At 73.3% G+C, this 23,844-nt stretch carries 19 protein-coding genes and 1 pseudogene; 8 read left to right on the plus strand and 12 right to left on the minus strand.

The features are described from left to right. Positions 1–53 precede the first annotated feature (53 nt). A complete protein-coding gene (locus ACFFKU_RS03945) occupies positions 54–1,586 on the plus strand; it encodes a histidinol-phosphatase (RefSeq protein WP_380135845.1) in 1,533 nt (510 codons plus the stop codon). Between the two features lie 129 nt (positions 1,587–1,715). On the opposite strand, the pseudogene ACFFKU_RS03950 reads toward ACFFKU_RS03945, so the two are convergent. The 3 genes and pseudogenes from ACFFKU_RS03950 to ACFFKU_RS03960 form a co-directional block, all read right to left on the minus strand. Beyond that, a pseudogene (locus ACFFKU_RS03950) lies at positions 1,716–3,095 on the minus strand (amino acid permease); the annotation flags it as partial. Between the two features lie 189 nt (positions 3,096–3,284). Next, entirely contained in the window at positions 3,285–4,727 is a 1,443-nt protein-coding gene (locus ACFFKU_RS03955; protein WP_380135847.1) for an amidohydrolase, read from the minus strand. Position 4,728: 1 nt separating this feature from the next. After that, on the minus strand, positions 4,729–6,405 hold the full coding sequence (locus ACFFKU_RS03960) for a phospho-sugar mutase (protein WP_380136119.1): 1,677 nt from the start codon (positions 6,403–6,405) through the stop codon (positions 4,729–4,731). A gap of 103 nt (positions 6,406–6,508) precedes the next feature. Between ACFFKU_RS03960 and ACFFKU_RS03965 the strand changes: the two genes are divergently transcribed. From ACFFKU_RS03965 to ACFFKU_RS03975, 3 genes are all read left to right on the plus strand, one after another. Continuing rightward, positions 6,509–7,531 (plus strand): CobW family GTP-binding protein, encoded by a 1,023-nt coding sequence (locus ACFFKU_RS03965; RefSeq protein ID WP_380135849.1) that lies wholly within the window; start codon positions 6,509–6,511, stop codon positions 7,529–7,531. Positions 7,532–7,614: 83 nt separating this feature from the next. After that, a complete protein-coding gene (locus tag ACFFKU_RS03970) occupies positions 7,615–8,643 on the plus strand; it encodes an ATP-binding cassette domain-containing protein (protein ID WP_380135851.1) in 1,029 nt (342 codons plus the stop codon). Continuing rightward, positions 8,640–9,434 carry an ABC transporter permease gene (locus ACFFKU_RS03975; protein ID WP_380135853.1) on the plus strand — a complete coding sequence of 265 codons (795 nt, stop codon included), beginning with the start codon at positions 8,640–8,642 and terminating at the stop codon, positions 9,432–9,434. The genes ACFFKU_RS03970 and ACFFKU_RS03975 overlap by 4 nt, the downstream gene beginning before the upstream one ends. 10 nt (positions 9,435–9,444) lie before the next feature. On the opposite strand, the gene ACFFKU_RS03980 is transcribed toward ACFFKU_RS03975, so the two are convergent. Then, a complete protein-coding gene (locus ACFFKU_RS03980; RefSeq protein WP_380135856.1) occupies positions 9,445–10,839 on the minus strand; it encodes an ATP-binding protein in 1,395 nt (464 codons plus the stop codon). Positions 10,840–10,911: 72 nt separating this feature from the next. On the opposite strand from ACFFKU_RS03980, the gene ACFFKU_RS03985 reads away from it, so the two are divergent. Continuing rightward, on the plus strand, positions 10,912–11,823 hold the full coding sequence (locus tag ACFFKU_RS03985) for an LLM class flavin-dependent oxidoreductase (RefSeq protein WP_380135858.1): 912 nt from the start codon (positions 10,912–10,914) through the stop codon (positions 11,821–11,823). On the opposite strand, the gene ACFFKU_RS03990 is transcribed toward ACFFKU_RS03985, so the two are convergent. Both ACFFKU_RS03990 and ACFFKU_RS03995 read right to left on the minus strand, forming a co-directional pair. Next, positions 11,741–12,391 (minus strand): DUF6119 family protein, encoded by a 651-nt coding sequence (locus ACFFKU_RS03990; RefSeq protein ID WP_380135860.1) that lies wholly within the window; start codon positions 12,389–12,391, stop codon positions 11,741–11,743. The two genes, ACFFKU_RS03985 and ACFFKU_RS03990, sit on opposite strands and share 83 nt — an antisense overlap. After that, the gene (locus tag ACFFKU_RS03995) at positions 12,363–13,931 is read right to left on the minus strand and encodes a DUF5635 domain-containing protein (protein WP_380135862.1); all 1,569 of its coding nucleotides are present in this window, start codon (positions 13,929–13,931) and stop codon (positions 12,363–12,365) included. The genes ACFFKU_RS03990 and ACFFKU_RS03995 overlap by 29 nt, the downstream gene beginning before the upstream one ends. A 427-nt stretch (positions 13,932–14,358) precedes the next feature. Between ACFFKU_RS03995 and ACFFKU_RS04000 the strand changes: the two genes are divergently transcribed. Further along, positions 14,359–15,006 (plus strand): Pr6Pr family membrane protein, encoded by a 648-nt coding sequence (locus ACFFKU_RS04000; protein WP_380135864.1) that lies wholly within the window; start codon positions 14,359–14,361, stop codon positions 15,004–15,006. A gap of 31 nt (positions 15,007–15,037) precedes the next feature. Here ACFFKU_RS04000 and ACFFKU_RS04005 read toward each other — a convergent pair whose 3' ends face one another. The 3 genes from ACFFKU_RS04005 to ACFFKU_RS04015 are packed head-to-tail and all read right to left on the minus strand — an operon-like array spanning position 15,038 to position 17,313. Then, on the minus strand, positions 15,038–15,853 hold the full coding sequence (locus ACFFKU_RS04005) for a purine-nucleoside phosphorylase (RefSeq protein ID WP_380135867.1): 816 nt from the start codon (positions 15,851–15,853) through the stop codon (positions 15,038–15,040). Between the two features lie 48 nt (positions 15,854–15,901). Further along, positions 15,902–16,354 carry a gamma-glutamylcyclotransferase gene (locus ACFFKU_RS04010; RefSeq protein WP_380135870.1) on the minus strand — a complete coding sequence of 151 codons (453 nt, stop codon included), beginning with the start codon at positions 16,352–16,354 and terminating at the stop codon, positions 15,902–15,904. A gap of 11 nt (positions 16,355–16,365) precedes the next feature. Further along, entirely contained in the window at positions 16,366–17,313 is a 948-nt protein-coding gene (locus ACFFKU_RS04015; RefSeq protein WP_380135872.1) for a DMT family transporter, read from the minus strand. A 147-nt stretch (positions 17,314–17,460) separates the two neighbouring features. Here ACFFKU_RS04015 and ACFFKU_RS04020 point away from each other — a divergent pair, with 147 nt between their 5' ends. Continuing rightward, positions 17,461–18,897: an NAD(P)H-quinone dehydrogenase gene (locus tag ACFFKU_RS04020; protein ID WP_380135874.1), complete on the plus strand. Its 1,437-nt coding sequence runs from the start codon at positions 17,461–17,463 to the stop codon at positions 18,895–18,897. 10 nt (positions 18,898–18,907) lie between these two features. Further along, positions 18,908–19,540: a trimeric intracellular cation channel family protein gene (locus tag ACFFKU_RS04025; RefSeq protein WP_380135875.1), complete on the plus strand. Its 633-nt coding sequence runs from the start codon at positions 18,908–18,910 to the stop codon at positions 19,538–19,540. Between the two features lie 7 nt (positions 19,541–19,547). Here the strand turns inward: ACFFKU_RS04025 and ACFFKU_RS04030 are convergent, their stop codons facing one another. From ACFFKU_RS04030 to ACFFKU_RS04040, 3 genes are read right to left on the minus strand one after another with little or no spacing between them, the layout of a single operon-like run. Then, complete coding sequence (locus tag ACFFKU_RS04030) at positions 19,548–21,428, minus strand: acetyl/propionyl/methylcrotonyl-CoA carboxylase subunit alpha (protein WP_380135876.1); 1,881 nt, start codon at positions 21,426–21,428, stop codon at positions 19,548–19,550. Between the two features lie 43 nt (positions 21,429–21,471). Further along, positions 21,472–22,149 (minus strand): Maf family protein, encoded by a 678-nt coding sequence (locus ACFFKU_RS04035; protein ID WP_380135878.1) that lies wholly within the window; start codon positions 22,147–22,149, stop codon positions 21,472–21,474. A 14-nt stretch (positions 22,150–22,163) separates the two neighbouring features. Continuing rightward, a complete protein-coding gene (locus tag ACFFKU_RS04040; RefSeq protein ID WP_380135880.1) occupies positions 22,164–23,828 on the minus strand; it encodes a DUF885 domain-containing protein in 1,665 nt (554 codons plus the stop codon). Positions 23,829–23,844 lie beyond the last annotated feature (16 nt).

Genomic DNA, 23,844 nt, shown 5'->3' on the forward strand with positions numbered 1-23,844 from the left:
TGGTGGGACGGGGCGCGGGGCGCGGCGCCGACCGCGGCTGGCAGGGTGGGGGAGTGCACTCCCACGGGCCGGCGTCCCTTCCTCCGCGCACGGACGGCGACGACCGCGACCACCGCTGGTTCGCCGGCGACCACCACATCCACACGACGTTCTCCCGGGACGCCATGTACACGGTGGACGACCAGGTGCGGCGGGGGACGGCCTGCGGGTTGGACTGGATGGTCCTCACCGACCACGGCGGCCCCGACCACGCCAAGCAGTCCGTGGCCCTGCAGACCCCGCTGATCGAGCAGGCGCGCCGCGACCACGACGTCCTCGTCTTCCAGGGCATGGAGTGGAACATCCCGGGGGCCGAGCACGCGACGTTCATCGCCCCGCACCACCACGGGACCCCGCACCTGCTGCAGGAGTTCGAGCGGCGCTTCGACGGCGACGTGCTCGCCGCCTCGTCCAACCCCGACGGGCCCGGCCTGATCCAGCACTCGGTGCAGCCCACCGCGACGGCCCGGGCGCTGGGGCTGGACGCGATCTCCTGGCTGGTCGCGCAGCTCGCCGACGGGGTGGTCGACGAGGCCCTGCTGCTCTCCAACCACCCGATGCGGACGGGACGGGTCAGCCCGTCGATGGTCCGCGACTGGCGCGACGCCGCCCCCGGCCTGTTCGTCGGGTGGGAGGGGGCTCCCGGGCACCAGGCCGCCGCCTTGCCCCCGCCGCTCGGGCGCGGTCGCGGGCGCGGGCAGTACGACGAGTTCCCGACGTCGTGGTCGTTCCCCGGGTACGACGTCGACCAGTACCGCACCTGGGGCGGCTTCGACGCGGCCACCGCGCGCCTCGGCGGGCTGTGGGACTCCCTGCTCGCCGAGGGTCTGCCGTGGTGGGTCACCGCGAACTCGGACAACCACTTCGACCACGGCGACACCGTGCGGGTCGAGGACCTGAGCCGGGAGTTCTACCTCGAGCACGGGCACCGGGGGACCCCCGTGCCGACCGGGGTCCCGCAGCACGGGTACGTCGACTTCGCGCCGGGTTTCTACTCCCGCACCTGCGTCGGGGCGCCGACCCGGGACTACGCCGCGGTCATGGCCGGGTTGCGGGCCGGCCGGGTGTTCGTCGTCCACGGCGGGTTGGTCCGCGGGGTCGAGGCCCGGGTGCGTCCCGGCGGCGTCGGCCCCGGTGTGACGTTCGGGGCGCGGACCGCGGTCACCCGCGGCGGCGACGTCGAGGTGGAACTGCGCGTCGATCCCGCGACCGGCCCCAACGGGTCCGGGGAGGTCCCGCGCTCGGCGCGGTGGGACCTCATCGTGGGGACCGTGACCGGCAGGGTCGCCGACCTCGACCGGGACCTGTTCGAGGCTCCGGGCACCCGGGTGGCCGAGAGCTTCGAGATGCCCGCCCACGCGGCCGGCCCGGTGACGTTCCGCACGACGCTGCGCGGGGTCGCCGATCCGCTCTACCTGCGTTTCCGGGGCTCCGACGGCAAGCACATGCGCTCCGACGGGCACCCCGAGGTCGACCGGATCGGGGACTCCGACCCCTGGGACGACCTGTGGTGCTACACCAACCCGGTCTTCGTCGACGTGGTCTGACGGGTCTGACGGGTCTGGCGCGAACGCAGACGCCCGGCCGGGGGTACCGGCCGGGCGTCGTGCGGGTGCGGGGCGTGCGGGCCGTCAGTGCCCGGCCGGTCCCTCGCCGGCCACGGCCTTCTGCTCCTCGGTGAGGGAGACGTTCTCCCCGATCGGCTTGCCGAACTTCTTGTTCACCACGAAGGCGATCAGCACGACGGCCCAGGACAGCAGGCTCAGGGTGATCTGGGAGCGGGTGGACTCGATGAAGAACATCTGCACGAGGATCGCGACGATGCCGACCGCGGCCAGGATCGACAGGAACGGGAAGGCCCACATCTTGACCTTCAGCGTCGACTCGTCGGACCGGCGCCGCAGCTGGATCTGCGACAGCGCGATGAGCAGGTAGACGAAGAGGATGACCGCGCCCGAGGAGTTCAGCAGGAAGCTGAACACGCCGTCCTCGTCGACCGCGGCCGCGATGACGCAGAGGAACCCGATGACCGAGGACGCGAGGATCGCGTTGGCCGGGACGCTGCGACTGTTGATCTTGACCAGGGCGGCCGGGGCCTCGTTCCGTGCCGCCAGCACGAACAGCATGCGCGAACCGGTGTAGAGCCCGGAGTTCAGGCAGGACAGGACCGCGGTGAGCACGACCGCGTTCATGATGTGGTCGGCGTAGGGGATGCCCATCTGCGTGAACGCGGCCACGAACGGCGAGGCGGACAGGGTCGCGTCGTTCCAGGGCAGGATCGTCACCAGGAGGAACACCGAACCGACGAAGAAGATCGAGATGCGGACGATGACGGCGTTGGCCGCCTTGGCCACGGCCCGCTCCGGGTCGTTGGACTCCGCGGCCGCGATGGTCGCGATCTCGGCCCCGACCATCGAGAAGATCACGGTCACGACCGCGATGGTGATGGCGCCGGTGCCGTTGGGGAAGAACCCGCCCTGGGCGGTGAGGTTGCTGAACCCGGCCTCGTTGTTCCCCCACAGGCCGAGGGCGTAGGTGCCGCCGATGGCCAGGAACAGGATGATCGCCGCGACCTTGATCCCCGCGAACCAGTACTCGAACTCACCGAAGGACTTGACGCTGATGAGGTTGGTCGCGGTCATCAGCAGCATGAGCACGAGCGCGGCGGCCCACAGCGGCACGTCGATCCAGTACTGGATCACCCCGGCGCCGGCCACGGCCTCGAAGCCGACGACGATGACCCAGAAGTACCAGTACAGCCAGCCCGCCGAGAAACCGGCCCAGGGGCCGAGGGCGGTGCGGGCGTAGTCGGCGAACGATCCGGTCTGCGGGTTCGCGACCGCCATCTCGGCGAGCATCCGCATCACCAGGATGATGAGGATCCCGCACAGCGCGTAGGTGAGGAACGCGGCCGGGCCGGCGTTCTTGATCACCGTCCCGGAACCCACGAACAACCCGGCGCCGATGACGCCGCCCATGGCGATCATGGTGAGTTGTCGTTGCGAGAGTGCCTTCTTCAGACCGTTGCCACTGTCCAGCTGCACGGTGTCCTCCATGGTTGCGGAGCGCCACCTCGACGCCCCGACGTATCGGCCATCAGTAGCGCGCAGCCCCCGGGAACGGCTCCGTACCGGCCCCGGGCACTGCTGTGGTCAGAGAACTACCTGACCTCGTGTTGCGTGCGTGTTGCAAGCGACCTCGGTGTCGCGCAGACAGACCCTAGTGGACCGGTGGACGCCCGGGGTTCACCTGCGGGACACGACTCGTCCGGCGGTGATCGTGGCGGTCACCGGCATCCGCCGCAGCCCCTCGGCCCCCTCCCGGTCGAGGACCGTCCGGGGGTGCTCGGGCAGCAGGACTAGGTCGGCCGGGTCCCCGACCCGGACCTGCCGGCGGCCCCCGGAGGCCGCGGCGAGCGCGTCGTCGAGGTCGAGGTGGTGCTCCGGGTGCCAGGGCGGGCGTGCGTCGATCGAGCGGTGCACGGCCGCCGCGATCGCGTCCCACGGGTCCAGGGCCGCGACGGGGGCGTCGGAACCGAAGCGCAGCTCGGCCCCGGCGGCGAGCAGCTCGGCGAAGCAGAACGCGCGCCCGGTCGCCCCGGCCCAGTGCCGTTCGGCGGCGTCGCGGTCGTCGGGGCAGTGCCGCGGCTGGACGCTGGCGACGACGCCCAGCGCGGCGAAACGGGGCACGTCCTCGACCCGGACCTGCTGGGCGTGCTCGATCCGGCCGCCCGTCCCCGCGGCGGCGAACCCGTCGAGGGCCAACCGCACGGCGGCGTCACCGATGGCGTGGACGGCGACCGAGAGCCCGACCGCCCCGGTCCGCCGCAGCCACCCGGCCAGCTCCTCGGCCTCGAGCCGGCGCACCCCGTGCCCCCCGTCGGGGTAGGGGTGGCTGCAGAACGCCGTGCGGGTCCCCAGCGACCCGTCGGCGAACAGCTTGACCGGTCCGACCCGGACCAGCCCGGCGGGGTCGAGGGCGGAGCCGGTACGCAGCCCGGCCGCGACGGTGGCGGCCACGAAGTCCGGCCACACCCCGACCGCGACCCGGGTCGCCGGGGCCCGGAGCCGGGCGCGCCGGACCCAGTCGGTGGGCGGGGCCAGCTCGAAGTCGGTGACCGCGGTGACCCCGCGGGCCGCGGCCTCGTCCAACGCCTCCAGCGACCAGCGGTCGGCCGTCCCCGGGTCGAGGGTGCCCGCCTCGGTCAGCAACCGCATGGCCTCGTCCTCGCGCACGACGCCGGTCGGCTCGGTGACCCCGAATTGCCGCGCCGCCGCCGAGTTCACCCAGGCGCAGTGCAGGTCCTGCGAGACGGCGACGACGGGGCGGTCGCCGAACTGCTCGTCGAGCACCGCGCGGTGGGCGGGTTCGGACCACAGGGCGTCCCGGAAACCCTGGCCCACGAGCAGCTCCGTCCCCGGACCGGCCCCGGCCAGCGTCCGCGCGGCCTCCTGCGGGGAGGTGGTCGCGGACAGGTCGACCCGGCGGCGGGAGACGGCCCACTGGGTCAGGTGGACGTGCTCGTCGCGCAGGCCGGGCAGCAGCACCCCGCCGCCCAGGTCCTCCTCGCCGGGCCGTCCCGTCCCGTCGTCGGCGAGACCCGGCCCCACGGCGTCGACCACCCCGTCGCGGACGCGGACGTCGACCCGGGGGCCCTCGGCGCCCAGGCGGACGTCGCGCAGCAGCACCTCAGGCGAGACCCGTCGCGCTGCGGATGTCGGCACGGACCGCGGTCAGGCGCTCGTCGGCCTGCGCCCGGGCGGCGGCCAGGTCGGACCCCACCTCGACGACCACCTCGCAGTAGCACTTGAGCTTGGGCTCGGTCCCGCTCGGGCGGACGACGACGCGGGCGCGGTCGGCCGTACGCAGGCGCAGCCCGTCGGTCGGCGGCAACCCGTCGACCCCGGCGCCCAGGTCCTCCACCGACACCACCGGCGACCCGCCCAGCGTGCGGGGCGGGTCCGCGCGCAACCGCGCCATCGCCGCGGGGATGAGCGAGAGGTCGTCCACCCGCAGGGACACCGGACCGGTCGCGTGGACCCCGTGCTCGCGGGCCAGGTCGTCGAGGACGTCGAGCAGGGTCCGGTCCTCGTCGGCGAGCACGCGGGCCAGCCGCGCCACCAGCACCGAGGCCGAGATCCCGTCCTTGTCGCGCACCACCTCGGGGGCGACGCAGTAGCCGATGGCCTCCTCGTAGCCGAAGGTCAGCCCCGGCGGCCGGGCGATCCACTTGAACCCGGTCAGGGTCGGGGCGAACGCGGCCCCGTGCGCGGCCGCGACGCGGGCCAGCAGCTCCGAGCTCACGATCGAGCAGGCCAGCACGCCGTCCGGGGCGGCCAGCACGTCGCCGAGGACCGACCCCAGCTCGTCACCGGTCAGCACCCGCCAGTCGCCCGCCGACCCGCCCCCCTCCGCGCCGGCGGGGAACGGCACGGCGACGCAGCAGCGGTCGGCGTCCGGGTCCACGGCGAGGACCAGGTCGGCCCCGACCTCGCCCGCCAGGGCCAGCGCCCGGTCCAGCGCTCCCGGCTCCTCGGGGTTGGGGAAGGCGACGGTGGGGAAGTCCGGGTCCGGGTCGGCCTGCTCCGCGACGACGTGGAGGTCGGAGAAACCGTTGCGGCGCAACGCCTCCTGCAAGATGTCTCCACCCACCCCGTGCAGCGGGGTCAGCACGATCCGGAGGTCGCCCGGGCCGCCCGTCCCGAGCGCCTCCCCGACGGCGTCCAGGTAGGACTCGACCCCCGCGTCGTCCAGGACGGTCCAGCCCTCCCGGGCGCGGGGCAGCTCGGCGAGGGGCCCGACGGCGGCGATGGCGGCCGCGATCTCCCGGTCGACCGGGGGGACGATCTGGACGCCGCGGCCCTCCGCGGTGCTCGCCCGCCCGCCCAGGTAGACCTTGTACCCGTTGTCCTGCGGGGGGTTGTGGCTCGCCGTGACCATGACCCCCGCGTCGGCGTCGAGGTGGCGGACCGCGAACGCCAGGACGGGGGTCGGGAGGGGGCCGGGCAGCAGCAGCACCTCGCACCCCGCCGCGGTCAGGACGGCCGCGGAGTCGTCGGCGAACTCGCGGCTGCGGTGCCGGGCGTCCAGCCCGACGACCACGCGCGGGCGCTCGAACCGACCGGTCAGCCAGGCACCGAGCCCGGCCGCGGCCCGTTGCACCACGGCCCGGTTCATCCGGTGCTCGCCCGCGCCGACCGCCCCCCGCAACCCGGCGGTGCCGAACTCCAGCGGTCCGCTGAAACGCTCGGCCAGCTCGGCCGCGGCGCCCGCGTCGGAACCGGCCCGTTCCAGCAAGGCCCCGAGCTCGGCGCGGTCGCCGGCGTCCGGGTCGTCGCCGATCCAGTCCTGCACCCGGGCCCGCAGCGCGGCCGGGACCGGGTCGGCGGGACTGGGGTCCTCGGGGGTGGGGTCCTCGGGGGTGGGGCTGCTCACGGGCGCGACCCTAACCCTCGGGCAGGATGGGGGCGTGGCGGACGTGCCGGTGGTCGTGCTCGCCGGATTCCTCGGGGCGGGCAAGACCACCGTGCTCAACCACCTCCTCCGTTCGGCGGCCGACGTGCGGCTCGGCGTGGTGGTCAACGACTTCGGTGCGGTCGGCATCGACGCGCTGCTCGTCTCCGGCTGGGCCGACAGCACCGTCTCCCTGGAGAACGGCTGCCTGTGCTGCTCGACCGACGACGGCACGGTCGAGGAGCTGCTGCGGCGCCTGCTGTCGGGACGGGCCGGCGGTCGGCCGGACGCGGTGGTCGTCGAGGCCAGCGGCGTCGCCGAACCGAGCGCCATGGTCCGGCAGGTGCTGGCCGCCCGCGTGCCCGGGACGAGCTACGGGGGCCTCGTCCTGTGCGTCGACGCCGTCGAGTTCGACGCGACGGCCAGGCGCCACCCGGTCCTGCTCGACCACGTCCGCATGGCCGACGTCGTGCTGGTGACCAAGACCGACCTGGCCGCCCCGGAGGTGCTCGCGGCCGTCCTGCGCCGCTGCCGCGACCTCAACCCCTGGGCCGCGCTGGTGCCGGCCGACCGGGGACGGGTCGACGCCCGCCTGCTGTTCGAGACCCCCTCGCGTCCCCAGCGACAGCTCGCCCTGGGCGAGGAGGTCGAGGAGACGGGCGCGGACGGGCACGAGCAGCACCTGCACCACCTCTACGAGACGGTGACGTTCACCTCCGAGGACGCGCTCGACCCGCGCGCCTTCGTCCGGTTCCTGGAGGACCGCCCTTCCGGGGTGTTCCGCATCAAGGGGTTCTGCCGCTTCGCGGTCGTCGGCCACGGGGAACGGTTCCTGGTCCAGACCGTGGGCGCGGCCGTCCGCTTCACCCGCCGTCGCCGGGGGCCCGCGGGCACCTCGCTGGTCCTGATCGGGACGGGCCTCGACCGCGAGGAGGTCCTCGCGCGGTTGCAGGCGTGCGTGCGCACGGGCCCGCCGCTGGAGGACGAGCTCGCGATCATGGGGGTGCTGCGCGACACCGAGGACCTGCCCGAGCGATGAGTTCCGTCCCCGGCGACGGTCGCAGGGGAGTCACGACGATCGGTGGAGGGAACATGTCGGAGGCCAGCCCTAGTGTCGGTCGCATGGTTCAGGACAACGGTGGCCCCGCGACGGGGTCCGCGCCCACGACGGCCCGGGGCAGCGCGGTGCAGGCGCGGGGTCTGGTCAAGAAGTTCGGTGAGCTCACCGCGGTCGGCGGGGTCGACCTCGACGTCCCGACGGGGACCGTGCTCGCCCTGCTCGGCCCGAACGGGGCCGGCAAGACGACGACCGTGCGGATGCTGACGACGCTGCTGAAGCCGGACGGGGGGTCCGCCACGGTCGCCGGGGTCGACGTCCTGGCCGACCCGCGCGAGGTCCGCCGGCGCATCGGGCTCTCGGGGCAGTACGCGGCCGTGGACGAGAACCTCACCGGTTTCGAGAACCTCGACATGATCGGGCGGCTGTACCACCTCGGTCGCAAGCCGTCCCGCGACCGGGCCCGGGTCCTGCTCGAGCAGTTCCGGCTGACCGACGCCGCCAACCGGCCCGTGAAGACCTACTCGGGCGGGATGCGTCGCCGGCTGGACCTGGCCGGCGCCCTCGTCGCCGAACCGCCCGTCCTGGTGCTGGACGAGCCGACCACCGGGCTGGACCCGCGCTCGCGCAACGAGATGTGGGAGCTCCTCAGCTCGATGGTGGCCGGGGGCACGACCCTGCTGCTCACGACCCAGTACCTGGAGGAGGCCGAGCGGCTCGCCGACGACATCGTGGTCATCGACCACGGTCGCGTCATCGCCCGCGGGACGGCCGACGAGCTCAAGACCCAGGTCGGCGGCCAGCGCGTCGAGGTCGTGGTCGCCCGGGACGAGGAGGTCGACCGGACCGTCGAGGCGTTGCGTCCGCTCGCCCTGTCCGAACCCTCGGTGCAACGGCGGGCCCGCCGCGTCACCGCCTCGGTCAGCAGCGGCCCCGCCGCGCTGGTCTCGGCCCTGAACCTGCTGCAGGAGCGCGGGATCGTCCCGTTGGACGCGGGTCTGCGCCGCCCCACGATGGACGACGTGTTCCTCAGCCTGACCGGTAAACCGGCCGACGAGGTCGCCGGTCACGACGACGAGGAGGACGGCCGGTGAACACGCTCACCCGGGCGATCGCGGACGGCGCGGTCATCGCCAAGGTCAACATCATCAAGATCAAGCGCATCCCCGACCTGCTGGTCGGGACCCTCATCTCGCCGATCATGTTCATCCTGCTGTTCGGCTACGTCTTCGGCGCGGCCATCCCGCTGGAGAACTACCGCGAGTTCCTCATCCCCGGCATCTTCGCCCAGACGGTCATCTTCGGCGCCACCATCACCGGGGCGGGGCTGGCCAACGACATGCAGAAGGGCATCATCGACCGGTTCCGGTCCCTACCCATGGCCCAGTCGGCCGTCCTCATCGGCCGGACCGCGGCCGACGTGATCACCAACGTCCTCGTCATGATCATCATGTCGGTCACGGGGTTGCTCATCGGCTGGCGCATCCACACCTCCTTCCTGGAGGCGGCGACCGGGTTCCTGCTGCTGCTCCTGTTCGCCTACGCCGTCTCCTGGGTGATGGCGCTGCTGGGCCTGCTCATCCGCACCCCCGAGGCGTTCAACAACCTGACGTTCCTGACGGTCTTCCCGGTCACGTTCCTCACCAGCGCCTTCGTGCCCACCGAGAACTTCCCCGCCGCGCTCAAGGTGATCTCGGACTGGAACCCGGTGACCGCGCTCGTCCAGGCGGCCCGGGAGTCGTTCGGGAACGTGCCTCCGGGGACGGTGCTGGAGACGTGGTCCCTGCAGCACGCCGAGCTCTACACGCTCATCTGGATCGTCGGCATCCTCGCCGTCTTCGTGCCGTTGGCGGTCAAGCAGTACGGGCGGGCCGCGGCCCGCTGAGCCGGGCCCGTCAGCCGGGGAGGTCCCAGTAGGCCCGGGGATCGCGGGCGGACGTCCCGTTCCATCGGATCACGCCGTGCTCGCGGAGCGACGTCAGCCGCCGCAGGGCCGCTGGCCGGGCGAGGCCCATGACCTCGGCCAGGTCACGCGTCCCCAGTCGACCCGCCTCTCGCAACGCCAGGACGACCGCGCGGGTCTCCTCCGGGAGGCGATCGGCGAGGTCCCGTTCGACGAGGTCGGCCGTCAAGATCAGTCGGACGCTGCCCTCGGTCTGCTGGTAGAGGGGTTCGTTGAGCCCGGCCAGGCGCATCTCCTCGAACATGCGCCGGATCCCCTGCCCGAACGCCAGATCGGCGCAGACCCGGGCGATGCGAGGGTTGCGCGCGAAACGGTGGATGGAGAGGGGGTCGCGCAGGTCGGACAGGCCGGGGAAGCGTCCGGGGCTCTCGATCTCGATGCGGTCGTCGAAGACGTCGACGTGGATGTGGTCGTTCTGCAGGCTGTAGGAGCGGTGGACCACCGCGTTGACCACCCCTTCGAGCCAGGCGTCCTCGGGAACCGCGGGAACGTCCTCGAAGCGACCGCCGCGGCCCAGGGCCCGGCGCCGCGGTTGCCGTTCTCGGACGTGGGCGATGGATCGGTCGAGCACCAGGGGCAGGGGGCCTTCGAAGCGCTCGTCGGAGCTGACCTGCTGCCGGGCTCCGGTGCCCCGGTCCCGGCCCGCGAACCGGGTCACCCGGACGTGGGCGTTCGGCAGCTCTGCACCGGGGTTCCGGCCGAAGAGCAGCAGCCCGGCCATGGTCAACCTGCCGTCGCGGAGGAGCCCTCGAGCGCTGAGCAGACCCCGCCACTGGGGGTGCCCGACCCGGTCCGCGTACGCCTGCACCGCGCTCTCGTCGACGTCGTCCTCACCGGCCCGCGTCAACTGGGTCTCGAACCCGGCCTGACGGCGATCGAAGGTGAGCTCGCGCCGCTGGACGTAGGTGAGGCGACGGGTCTCGTCGCCGAGGCGCAGGAAGACCTCGTCCCGGAGGGTGGCGTGCACCTCGTCCCCCGGCGACACGTCGAGCACCAGGAGGTGGTCGGGTCGCCCCTCGTCGGTGAGGCACTCCACCAGTCGGGTGCGGACCCGCGCCGGCGGCTGGACCAGGTCCAGGTGCACCTGCTGGAAGGTGTTGCGGCGGTCGGGATCGGCGTCGGTGCCCTCGACCAGGCCGCTATGGATCCCGACGACGATCGTGCCCCCCTCGGCGTTCGCCAGGGCGACGACCGCCTGTGCGAGCTTGGCGGCACTGACGCGGACGCTTTTCCTCTCGAACCACTGGTCTTCGGCGAGCGCTGCGATCGAGCTGCCGACCGCCTGGGGTCCGGCCCCGAGGGCCACGGTGACGTCTGAGCGCTGCATGTCTCTACTCTAACGCTGTTAGAGTAAGGAGGAGCTGCACTCGCACGATCGGCTCCCGCTAGCGTCGGGCGGATGCTGCCCGAGCTGTCCGTCATCGTCCTGCCCGACGTGGCCCCCGCCGACTTCGTCGCCCAGACCCGGGAGGCGGAGGCCGCGGGGGTCCGTCGCGTGTGGACCTACGACCACCTGTCCTGGCGGGACCTGCGCGACGGTCCGTGGCACGCGACCGTCCCGCTGCTCACCGCGGCGGCGCTGGCCACCGAGCGGGTGCGGATCGGCCCCCAGGTGGCGAGCCCCAACTTCCGTCACCCGGTGACCTTCGCCAAGGAGGTCATGACCCTCGACCACCTCTCCGGCGGCCGGGTCGACCTCGGGATCGGGGCGGGGACCGCGGCGCACGACGCCCAGGTGCTGGGGGAGCCGGTGCTGACCCCCCGGCAGCGGCAGGACCGGTTCGAGGAGTGGACCGGGCTGCTGGGCCGGCTGCTGCGGGGCCCGCAGGGAGAGGCGCTGGGCGTCGACCACGCCGGGGAGTACTGGACCGCGGTCGACGCCCGCACCATCCCGGGCTGCGTGCAGGCGCCCCGGGTGCCCTTCACCGTCGGGGCGACCGGCCCGCGGGGGATGCGCCACGCGGCCCGGACCGGGGCGGCGTGGGTGAGCATCGGTGCGCCCCGCACGGTCGAGGGGCTGGACGACTGGCTCGACGGGTTCGCCGAGCAGGCCGCCGCCTTCGACCGGGCCCAGGAGCAGGTGGCGGCCGAGGCCGGCGCCGACGCGACCGCCGACCCCCGGGTGCGGCGCATCGCCCAGATCGGCCTCGACCGCCCCGAACCCTTCACCGACGCGGGCACCTACGCCGACGTCATCGCCCGGCTGAGCGCCCTCGGCTACGACGAGGTCAGCATCCACTGGCCGCGGGCCGACGGCCGGGGCGTCCCGGCCGCCGCGCTCGACGCCGTGGTCGCGCTGCACGCGGTCTGACCCGGATCCGCGAGCAGTGACGTGATGGCTGCCGCGTGGAGACAGCGAAGGCGCTCTCTGACCAGGCATGATCGGGATGGCTGACGGCCAAGATCTGCCACCCCAGAAGGGCCGGTCCTCGTGTGATCGGACGCCGACCCAGGCGGCACCAGGCTGTCGACGACCCGACCCTCGTTTCCGAGCTCATGACAGCGTCGCCACCGTTGCTGTTGACCATGACCTGTAGGCCGAAACTCGACCTGATGGAGTCGGAGCGCAGCGACTTGCTGCCGTATCCGATGGTGTTGGCGTCGACGACGCGGTCGTGCCGCATGAGGAGAGCATCCGAACTGCTGGCGTTGATCAGCGCTGGCAGGGGTGTCGGGTCAGTTGCGATCGGCGCCAAGAACAAGACCCACTCGGGGTGTGGGTTCTTGTCGGACGAACAGCTTCCCTTGGAAGCCCTTCGGGGCTTTTCCAGGGAGACCTCCTCGTCGTCGTCGCTGGTGAGTACGTCGCTGGTCAGGGGGCGCTCGCTTGGAGACGGTGTAGCGTGATGCTTACTGCCGTATCCCGTGATCCGTGGCATTCGTACGCTCCGTCTGAATGCTGAGGTAGTGTGCGTTTCGCCCGACACCCAGGCCGCGTTCCAGGAACCCGGCCTCCACGAGCCGGTCGAGGTGCCCACGACCGCCGGTCGTCGTGAGGCCCACGAGACGGCCGTACTCGCCGGAGGAGATGCTGGGGTGGTGTGCGAGCCACTGGCGGACCACGGCGAGCATCTGCTGTTCGTCGGTGGGGCGTCGGTACGGGAGAACCCCACTCGCTGTCGCCCCACGGCGGCGTTCGAGGATCTCCAGTGACGTGGTGCTGAGCACCCAGACATCCTTGAGTTCTTCGATGAGTGCGCCCTGTCCGATCCGGGCTGCCGCTGCGACCTCGATGGCTTCAGCCGCGTACAGCGGGTCCCGCTGCAGGACGGGCGCCAACGTTTCGGCATTGACGAACGGGTGGTGCAACAGGGTGTGCACCAGGAGAGCCACCTTCACGTCGTTGCGACGTGCGGATGGACGAATCGCAGACATCAGTTCGAGCACGGGAAGCACGGGATCGCCCCCGCGCAGGCGAGTACGGACCCGAGGGCCGGAGGTCTGTTCGATGGCAGGTGGCCGATGCCCCAAGGCCACCATCTCGCGGTACATCCGGTCGACGCCGATTCCCTTCTTGTCGACGAGCCCCACTGCCCGCATCAGATCGGCGAGGGCGGGGTACCGGGCGTAGTGCTCGGCCAGGATGTTGCCGGCGTCCACTCCGCCGACGAAACCGCCAGGGCTGACGACTTCCAGCGCACTGTCGAGGTCAATCCACGTCACGCGAGTCGGTTCGTGGGTCGTCCAGTCGCGGTGCGTCACTCCGTTCAGGACGGCCTCGCGAACTGCGCGCGGGGGCAGCCGACGGACTGTGGTCTCCGCGAACGACCCCTTGATCGTGATAGCGGTGTTGACCGCGTCGAGTCGCTGCTCGACCGTGGCGATCTGCTCCAGCAGACTCTGCCCCCGCAGCTCCGGGCCTCGGTCGATGACATCCCCGCCCTCCACGTCCCACCGGCCGTAGTCGATGAGGGATCGCTCGGAGGGGCAGAAGAGCAGAGCACCTGCCTGCGTGAGGTTCCCCCCGGGAGGGAGGACCCCGAGGTGGCGGAGCAGGTCGGCATCGTCCATGACAGAGTCGCTGACGCCTTGGACTTGCTCGAGGTTGGCTCGAGCGATCAGCAGGGCCCCGGGCGCCACGTCGCGCAACGTCCGGTTGGTGGGCTCGGCCATGGCGTCGTGACGCCGGCGACGCTGCTGGTGCAGCCACCACTCTGCCGGGTCGATGGGCGCGCAGTGCCCGCCGACCCGCCACCGCAGGCGGGAGCGGGTGTCCTCCACCGGCTCGCGTGCCTCAGCCACCAGGAGCACGAGGATACGGCTGCCGTCGAGGTGGCGTTCCTCGATCGTGGGCGCGATGTCGACGCGTTGGTGGATGCGGTGTCGGAGCCATTCAGGATCGAGGTCTGCCCCCACCACCTCAGCTGTCTTGTCGTCGAAGCCCACCAGCAGGGCGCCGCCACCGGGGGTGTTGGCCATGCAGGCGACCTCGTCGGCCAGACGGTCCGCGGCCTCCACGTTCCGGGCGTTCCTGGGAGGAGGGAGCCGTCCCGGCCGCGTCGGCCTGCCTCCTCCTTGAAGTCCAGGTGTGTGCTCTCGTGACCGTCGAGTGGACCTCCCGTCGTACGGGACGTCAGGGCCGGGCCGACCTGCTCGACCCGTGCAGCCCTCGCTGCTCCGTTGACGGACGCGGCCGACGGCGCGGCGTCCCTGGCGGCGCTGCGACCGAGCAGGCCCGGACGATCAGCGACGTCGCCCTCACCCTCGGCGTCCTCGCGGGTCTCGCGATCGTCGCCGTCGGGGTGTGGAGGTGGCTGCGCGGGCGGACCCACCCGCGGACGTCGGGATGGATCCCTCTCGCCGAGCCGGCACGCGCCCCAGGCGGGAGAAGAGTCAGGATGTGGTGGTGCGCACCGCTGCCCTGTCCCGCGTCTGGCACACCGTCCTCGCGCTCGTCGTCGCCGCGACCCTCGCGACCCAACTCGTCATCGACGTCCGCGGGGGTTCGGGTGCCGGCTCGCTCGGGACCCGGCTCGCGGAGACGTTCAGCTACTTCACCGTCCAGAGCAACGCGCTCGTCCTCCTCACCGCAGTGTCCCTCGCCCTCGACCCGCGCCGCGACGGAAGGTTCTGGCGGATCCTGCGGCTGGACGCCATGCTCGGCATCACCGTCACGGCCCTGGTGTACGGGACCGTGCTCGCGGGGTCGGTCCAACGCGCCGGCATCGACTGGTGGGTCGACGCGGGTTTCCACGACGTCTCACCCGCCATGGCCCTCGCGGGTTTCCTCCTCTTCGGGCCTCGCCCCCGGATCGACGGCCGTACCGTCGCGTGGGCCTTCGCGTGGCCGTTGGGGTGGATCGCGTACACGTTCGTGCGGGGGGAGGCCGTGGGCTGGTACCCCTACCCGTTCCTGGACGTCGCCGAGATCGGCCTGGGAGCCTCGCTGCGCAACACCGGCGTCGTCGTGGTGCTGTCGGTCCTGCTGCTGCTGGGGTTCCGATGGGCCGACCGTCGGTTGCCGGGCCGGGACGCCTCACCCCCTCCCCGCTGAACCCTTCGACGGCGTTCCGCAGCGCCGATCCCTAGAGCTGCGGGACGATCCCGGCCAGCAGCCGCGAGCAGCGCGGGGCGGCCTCGCGGCCGGCGTCGAGGACCTCCTGGTGCGACAGCGGCTGCGCCGAGACGCCCGCGGCGAGGTTGGTGACCAGGGAGAGGCCCAGGATCTCCAGCCCGACGTGCCGGGCGGCGATGGCCTCCAGCGTCGTCGACATCCCGACGAGGGAGCCGCCCATCACCCCGGCCATCCGCACCTCGGCCGGGGTCTCGTAGTGCGGCCCGCGGAACTGCACGTAGACACCCTCGGGCAGGTCGGCGTCGACCGTGCGGGCCAGCTCGCGCAGGCGGGCGGAGTACAGGTCGGTGAGGTCGACGAAGGTGGGGCCCTCCAACGGGGAGGCCCCGGTCAGGTTCAGGTGGTCGGCGATCAGCACGGGCGAGCCCGGCCCGATCTCGGGGTCCAGGCCCCCGCAGCCGTTGGTGAGCACCACGGTCCGGCACCCGGCCGCGCGGGCGGTCCGGACCCCGTGGGCGACCGCGCGCACGCCGTGGTTCTCGTAGAAGTGGGTGCGCGGCAGCACGAGCGCGTGCAACGGCTCCTGCCCGGGGCGCTGGACCGCGATGCTGCGGGCCACCCCCGCGTGACCGACGACGGCGGGGGGCAGGAAGCCGGGCAGCTCGGTCGCCGGGACCGTGGCGACGGTCTCGCCGATCTCGTCGGCGGCGGCCGCCCACCCCGAGCCCAGGACCAGGGCGACGTCGTGCCGGGGGACGCCGCTCAGCTCGGCCAGACGGGCCGCGGCGGTCTCGGCGAGGGCGAAGGGGTCGTCGGTGGCGCTCACGGGGTCACCCTAGGCGTCGCCCCTCCGCGTCGACCCCGCGCGTCGCCCCTACGCGTCGTTGGAACGGCAGGGCCGCCCCCGCATCGCCAGCACGTAGTCGTGCGGGGCGCCCCCGGCCTCGGCCGCGTCGGCCAGGCTGCCGAGGTAGCGGGCGGTGGGCAGCCCGCCCTCGTAGTCGTCGAGCACGTAGGTCCAGGCCACGACGTCGCCCTCGAGGGTCGTCACCCGCACCTTGACCTTGCGGAACAGACCGATGCCCATGCCTTCGGCGGCGTCGAGGCGGACCTCGTCGGCTTCGGTGACGTCGTAGAGCGCGACGTAGACCTGGTCGCCCTCGGCCTCGACGACGGTCGCGAGCGGGCCCTGCCAGCTGCGGTCCTCGCCCCCGAACGTCATCCGCCAGTCGACCAGCCAACCGGTCGACCGCAGCGGGGAGTGCGGGGCCTTCTGCGCCATCCGCTCCGGATCGAGGTTGGTGGCGTACGCGGCGTAAGCGGGCACGAGGCCCCACCTTAGGGCGTCCGCCGAGGACCGCGACGTCCCGGCGCAGCGCGGCCCGGGAACCGGTGGCCCTGCGACACGGCGATGCCGACCAGCACCAGCCCTGCCCCCAGCGGCTGGTTCCACCGCAGGTGCTCACCCAGGAACGCGACCCCGACGACGGCGGCGACCACCGGCGTCAGGTAGGTGACGCTGCTGGCGGTGCTCGCGCCCCGGGCCGCGACGACGTGGAAGTTCAGGACGTAGGCCAGACCCGAGCACAGCGCCCCGAGCGCGACCATCGCCGCCACCACCGTCGGCGTCGGCGGTGCGGTCGGGGTCGTCCCGCTGAGGGCCAGGACCGGCAGCATCAGCCCGGTGGCGAGCAGCACCTGGGCGGTGGCCAGGGCCACCGGGCGTGCACCGCTGCTCGCCAGGTGGCGCCGGGCGTAGGGGAAGGCGACGCCGTAGCAGGCCACCGCGCCCAGGCAGGCCAGCACGCCCGTGAGCTCGCCCGCAGCGAGACCCCGCCAGACGCCGAGCACGACGGCGACGCCGACGAAGCCGGTCAGCAGGCCGGTGGTGCGCCGGCGGGTGGGTCGCTCCTCACGGAAGGCGACCAGGATGACCAGGAGGGTGGCCAGGGGGGTGGTGGCGTTGATGATGCCGGCCAGCACCGAGGACACGCTCTGCTGCCCGACGGCGAACAGGGTGAAGGGGGCGGCGTTGAGCAGCGCCGCCAGGACCAGCAGGTGGGCCCACGTGCGCCGCCCGCGGGGCAGGCGGGTGCGGGTGGCGGCGCTGACGACGAGCAGGGTCGACGCCCCGAGCGCCAGCCGCCAGAAGGCGACCTGGACGGGGGTGAGGGCCCGCAGGCCGACGTGGACGAGGGCGAAGGAGCAGCCCCACAGGACGGCCAGGGCGACGAAGGCGGGGACCCAGCCCGGTCGGCCGGGGGCGGACGTCGATTCCTTGATCACGACGGGAGGGTAGGAAGGGGCCGGTCCGGCGGGCACTCCGCTGCGCGCCGCCGCACGATGAGCGCAAGGAGGCCCCGGGGGTGGCGCGGCCCCGGGCGCGCTGGCCCCCGAGGTGACCCGGGCACCCGGCTGCGCAACGATGCTCGGGTGAACGCATCCTCGTCCTCGCCCGCCTCTCGCCAGCGCGTCGCCATCCTCGGTGGCGGCCCCGGTGGGTACGAGGCGGCCCTGGTCGCCGCCCAGCTGGGGGCCGAGGTCACCGTCGTGGAACGGGACGGTCTCGGCGGGTCGACCGTGCTCACCGACGTCGTCCCCTCCAAGACGCTCATCGCGACCTCCGAGCTCATGGCGACGGTGGCCGGGGCGGTGGAGCTGGGCGTGCGCTTCCCCGGTCACGGGACGTCCGACACCGAGCCGGAGGGGGCCGTCACCGTCGACATCGAGCGGGTCCACCACCGCGTGAAGGCGTTGGCCTTCGCCCAGTCCATGGACATCCGGGCCCGGTTGGAGAAGGAGGGCGTGACCGTCCTCAACGGTCTGGGCCGACTCGACGGACCGTCGACGGTCGAGGTCACCGAGGGCGAGGACGCGGGCACCCGGGTCGAGGCCGACGTGGTCCTGGTCAGTGTCGGCGCCTCGCCGCGCGAGCTGCCCAGCGCCAAGCCGGACGGTGAGCGGATCCTGACCTGGAAGCAGGTCTACGACATGACCGAGCTGCCCGAGCACCTGATCGTCGTCGGTTCCGGGGTGACCGGGGCCGAGTTCGCCAACGCCTACGACGCCCTCGGGGCCCACGTCACCCTCGTCTCCAGCCGCGACCGGGTGCTGCCCGGGGAGGACGCCGACGCCGCCGAGGTGCTGGAGAACGTGTTCCGCCGCCGCGGCATGACGGTCATGTCCCGTTCCCGGGCGGAGTCGGCCGAGCGCCGGGGCGACTCCGTCGTCGTCACGCTGTCCGACGGTCGCACGGTCGAGGGTTCGCACTGCCTCATGGCGGTGGGGTCGATCCCGAACACCGCCGGGATCGGGCTGGAGGAGGCGGGCGTCTACCTGTCCGACTCGGGCCACGTCGACACCGACAAGGTCTCGCGGACGTCGAAGCGTGGGATCTACGCCGCCGGGGACTGCACCGGCGTCTACCCGCTGGCCTCGGTCGCGGCGATGCAGGGCCGGATCGCCATGTGGCACGCGCTGGGCGACTCGGTCGAACCGCTGAAACTCCGCTCGGTGGCCTCCAACGTCTTCACCGCCCCCGAGATCGCGACGGTCGGCTGGACCCAGGCCCAGATCGACGCGGGCGAGGCGCAGGGCGACATCGTCAAGCTGCCGCTGTCCACGAACGCCCGGGCCAAGATGCTCGGGATCCACGACGGGTTCGTGAAGCTGTTCTCCCGCATCGGGTCCGGCACCGTCATCGGCGGCGTGGTGGTGGCCCCGCGGGCGTCGGAGCTCATCTTCCCGCTGACCCTGGCGGTGGAGAAGCGGCTCAACGTCGACGACGTCGCCCACGCGTTCAGCGTGTACCCGTCGCTGTCGGGGTCGCTGGCCGAGGCGGCCCGGCAGCTGCACCGCCTGGCCGACTGACCCGCCGACCGTGCAGGCGGGCTGGGTGCTGCTCACCCTGGAACTGCTCGGTGTGTTCGCCTTCGCGCTCAACGGGGCGCTGACCGCCATGCGGGACGCGACCCTGGACCTGTTCGGCGTCCTGGCCCTCGGGTGCGTGACCGCGCTCGGCGGCGGGGTGATCCGTGACGTCCTGCTCGGCGAACCCGTCGCCTCGCTGCAGGTCTGGTGGTACCTCGCGACCGCCACCGTGGGCGCGCTCGCCGGGTTCTCCGGGCACCGGGTGTTCGCCCGGATGGGCCGACCGCTGCTGGTCTTCGACACCGCGGGGTTGTCGCTGTTCTGCATCACCGGGGCCCAGGTCGCCCTCGACGCCGGTCTGCCCGCCGGGCAGGCGATCCTGCTGGGCATGATCACCGCGGTGGGCGGGGGGACCCTGCGCGACGCGATCGTGCTGAAGATCCCCTCGATCCTCACCGGCGGGCTCTACGCGGTGCCCGCCCTGGTGGGCGCCGCGATCGCCGTGCTGGGCAGCGAGGTCGGCGACGTCGGGCTCCTGCCGGCCCTGCTCGGGGCGGGGGCCTGCGCGGCCCTGCGGGCCGGCGGGGTCCTGCGCGGCTGGCACGCCCCGCAGGCCCGCCTGGACCCGCCCCGCAACTCCTGACCGCGGATCAGGCGTCGACGATCTCGCAGAGGGTCGCCCCGGTCGTCGTGGTGTCCCCGGGCTTGGCGGTCAGCCCGGTGATCGTCCCGGCCCGGTGGGCGGTCAGCGGCTGCTCCATCTTCATCGCCTCGAGCACCGCGACGAGGTCGCCCTCGGCCACCGTGTCGCCCTCGGCCACGTTGATCTTGACGATGGTGCCCTGCATGGGGGTGACCAGCGCGTTCGGGTTCTTGGCCGACCCGCCGCCCTTCTTGGCCCCGGGCTTGTTGCGGCCGCCGCGGTGGGTCGCGTTGCGGTAGGCGCGGGCCACGGCGGCACCGGTCGCGACCCCGGCGCGGGAGATCTCGTGCCCGGCCCGGGTCAGTCCGGCGTTGAGCTGCTCAACCGGGATCGAGACCTCCAGACGCTTGCCGCCGACCTCGACGACGATCGTCTCGCGGTGGGCCGGCTCCTCGCCGTCGACCAGCGGGCCGGAACCGGGCAGCGACGTGGCGTCGAACTCCGTCTCGATCCAGCGGGTGTGGATGTCGAAGGGCTTGCCGTCGCGGGGCGCGAAAGCCGCGGTCCGGACGATCGCGCGGTGGAAGTTGAGGACGGTGGGGACGCCCTCGATGACGAACTCGCCGAGCGCGCGCGCCGATCGGGCCAGGGCCTCCTCGCGGGTGCGGCCGGTGACGATCAGCTTGGCCAGCAACGAGTCGAAGTTCTGCGAGACCTCGACGCCGCCGTCGATGCCCGCGGCCCGCGGGTCGATCCCGGTGTCGACGCGGACGCCCGGGCCGGACGGCAGCGAGAACCGGGTGAGCTTGCCGGGACGGGGCAGGAACCCGGCGGTCGGGTCCTCACCGTTGATGCGGAACTCGATCGAGTGCCCGCGGGTCTGGACCTCGTCGTACCCGAGCGCCTCACCGCGGGCGATGCGGAACTGCTCGCGGACGAGGTCGATCCCCGAGATCTCCTCGGTGACCGGGTGCTCGACCTGCAGGCGGGTGTTGACCTCGAGGAAGGCCAGGGTGCCGTCGGCGGCGACGAGGAACTCGACGGTCCCGGCCCCGACGTAGCCGGCCTCCTTGACGATGGCCAGCGACGCGCGGCGGAGCTCGGCGTCCTGCTCGGGGGTCAGGAACGGCGCGGGGGCCTCCTCGACCAGCTTCTGGTGCCGCCGCTGCAGGGAGCAGTCGCGGGTCGAGACGACGACCGCGCCGCCGTGGACGTCGGCCAGCACCTGGGTCTCGACGTGCCGGGGGCGGTCCAGGTAGCGCTCGACGAAGCACTCCCCGCGCCCGAAGGCCCCGATGGCCTCGCGCACCGCGGAGTGGAAGAGGTCCTCGATGTCGTCGCGGTGGCGGGCCACCTTCAGCCCGCGGCCACCGCCGCCGAAGGCCGCCTTGATGGCGATGGGCAGGCCGTGCTCGTCGGCGAAGGCCACGACCTCCTCCGCCCCGGCCACGGGGTCGGGCGTCCCGGCCACCAGGGGGGCTCCGGCCCGCGCCGCCAGGTGCCGCGCGGACACCTTGTCGCCCAACGCCTCGATGGCACTCGGCGGCGGCCCGATCCAGGTCAGCCCGGCCTCGACGACGGCCCGGGCGAAGTCGGCGTTCTCGGAGAGGAACCCGTACCCGGGGTGGACCGCGTCGGCCCCGGACCGCTTCGCGACGTCGATGATCTTGGCGATGTCCAGGTAGGTCTCGGCCGCGGTCGTCCCCGCCAGGGAGAACGCCTCGTCGGCCATCCGGACGAACAGCGCGTTGCGGTCGCCCTCGGAGTACACGGCCACCGAGCCGATCCCGGCGTCGCGGGCGGCCCGCACGACGCGGACGGCGATCTCCCCTCGGTTGGCCACGAGGACCTTGGTGACGGGTCCGGTCACCGTGGTGGGGGAGGACATGCGCAGGCTCCGGGGGGTCGAGGTGGGTGGTCGGGGGCTGAGACTACTGCCCGGGGGCCGCGGTCGCGGCTGAGCCGGGCAGGGACCACAGATCCGTCCAGGTGACCCCGGCCTCCCGGAGCAGGTCGCGCAGCAGCGGCAGCGAGATGCCGACGACCGCGTGCGGGTCGCCCTCGACCCCGCGGACGAACGCGCCGCCCAACCCGTCCAGGGTGAACGCCCCGGCCACCCGCAGCGGCTCGCCGGTGGCGACGTAGGCCTCGATCTCGGCGTCGGTCACGTCGGCGAAGTGCACGGTCACCGAGGCGACCCCGCCGACCGTGGCGCCGGAGCCGCCCTCGCGGTCGTCGACCAGCCAGTGACCGGTGTGCAGGACCCCGCTGCGACCCCGCATCCGCCGCCAGCGGGCCACCGCCTCGGCCGCGTCCGCCGGTTTGCCGTGGACCTCGGTCCCGTCCGGTCCCTCGATCTCCAGCACCGAGTCGCAGCCGACGACGAGGGCGTCACCGACCTCGTCCAGCGCGTCGGAGGCGACGACGTCCTCGGCCTTCGCCTTGGCCAGGACCAGCGCCACGTCCTCGCCGTCGGTCACGCCGTACCGGGCCACGACGGCGGGTTCGTCGACCGTGGAGACCACGACGGTCGGGTCGAGGCCGGCCGACCGCAACGTGGCGAGGCGGGCCGGGGACGCGGAGGCGAGGACGAGGGTCGAGGCGGGCACGCCCGCATCCTCCCCTACGCGGGGATCAGGGCCGTGCGCAGCACGTCCAGCCCGAGCGAGCCCACGGTCAGCGCGCGGGAGTGGAACGCGCGCAGGTCGAAGGGCTCCCCGGCCCGGCGGGCGCGGTCGGCGGCCTCGTCGCGGACCTCCTCCCAGAGCCGCTGGCCCACCTTGTAGCTGGGGGCCTGACCGGGCCAGCCCAGGTAGCGGTCCAGCTCGTAGCGCAGCACGCCCTCGTGCTCCCCGGAGCAGGAGCGCAGGAACGACCACGCCTTCTCGTAGGTCCAGTCCCCACCCTCGACCTCGGCCGGGGCGCCGAGGCCGCAGTGCACGCCGATGTCGATCACCACCCGGGCGGCGCGCAGCAGCTGGGCGTCGAGCATCCCCAGGACCTCGCCCGGTCCGCGCAGCAGACCCAGGTCCAGGCTCAGCCGCTCGGCGTAGAGGGCCCAGCCCTCGCCGTGGCCGGAGACCCAGCTGCTCGGCGAGCGCCGCCACCGGTTGAGCAGGTCGGTGCGGATGGTCGAGACGCCGAGCTGCAGGTGGTGACCGGGCACGCCCTCGTGGTGCACGGTCGTCGCCTCCCGCCAGGTGGCGAAGGTCTCCTGCCCCTCGGGGACCGCCCACCACATCCGGCCCGGCCGGGCCAGGTCCTCGCTCGGCGGGGTGTAGTAGATGCCGCCCGTGGTCGTCGGGGCGATCCGGCACTCCAGGCGTCGCAACGGTTCCGGGATGTCGAAGTGGGTCCCGGCCAGGGCGGCCACGGCCTCGTCGGAGCGCTGCTGCATCCAGTCGCGGAACGCCTCCGCACCGGGCAGCACGACCGTGGGGTCGGCCTCGAGGGCGGCGATCGCGGCGGCGACGTCGGGCGAACCGCAGATCTCCGTGGCGACCCGGCCCATCTCGACGCGGATGCGGCGCACCTCCTCCAGGCCCCACGCGTAGGTCTCGGCGAGGTCCACCTCCGCCCCCAGGAAGGCCCGCGAGAAGAGGGCGTAGCGCTCCTCCCCGACCGGGTCGGCCGCCGGGGCGAGGGGGAGCAGGTCCTGGCGCAGGAAGGCCGCCAGGTCGGCGTAGGCCTGGGCCGCGTCGCGACCGGCGCGGCGGCGGGCCTCGTCGTCGTGTCGGGCGGCGTACGTGGCGAAGAATCCGTCCGGGGCGGCGTACTGCTCGCACTCGGCGGCGCAGGCCAGCACCTGACGGCGGGCGGAGACCCGACCGCGGTCGGCGGCCAGGCGCAGGCTCTCGACGTAGCCGGTCACCGCCGCGGGGACCGACGCCAGCCGCGCGGTGACGTCGGCCCGTTCGTCCTCGCCGTCCTCCGGCAGCAGGTCGAAGACCATCCGCAGGTCCTGCACGGGGGAGTCGATGACGTTGAGCGAGGCGAGGTCCTCGTGACGCTCGTGCAGGGCGAGCTCCACCCCCAGCCGGTCGCGCAGGGCCGCGGCGGTGACCCGGTCGACCTCGTCGCGCACCGGGACCCGTTCCAGCCCGGCCAGCGTCCGGCGGTGCTGCTCGGCCACCGCGTCGATCCCGTCGGGGGACCGGTCCCCCAGCCCCGGGGCGGCGTCGGGCACCCCGAGGGCGAGGGCCAGGGTGGGTTGCCGGCGCAGGAGCGCCGCCAGGTGGGCCTCGGCGAGCTGGTCCAGGGCGGACGCGGTGCGGGGCGGGGTCGGCACGGCGCCTAGCCTGCCC

Source organism: Kineococcus gynurae (assembly GCF_042433995.1).
Classification (GTDB): domain Bacteria; phylum Actinomycetota; class Actinomycetes; order Actinomycetales; family Kineococcaceae; genus Kineococcus; species Kineococcus gynurae.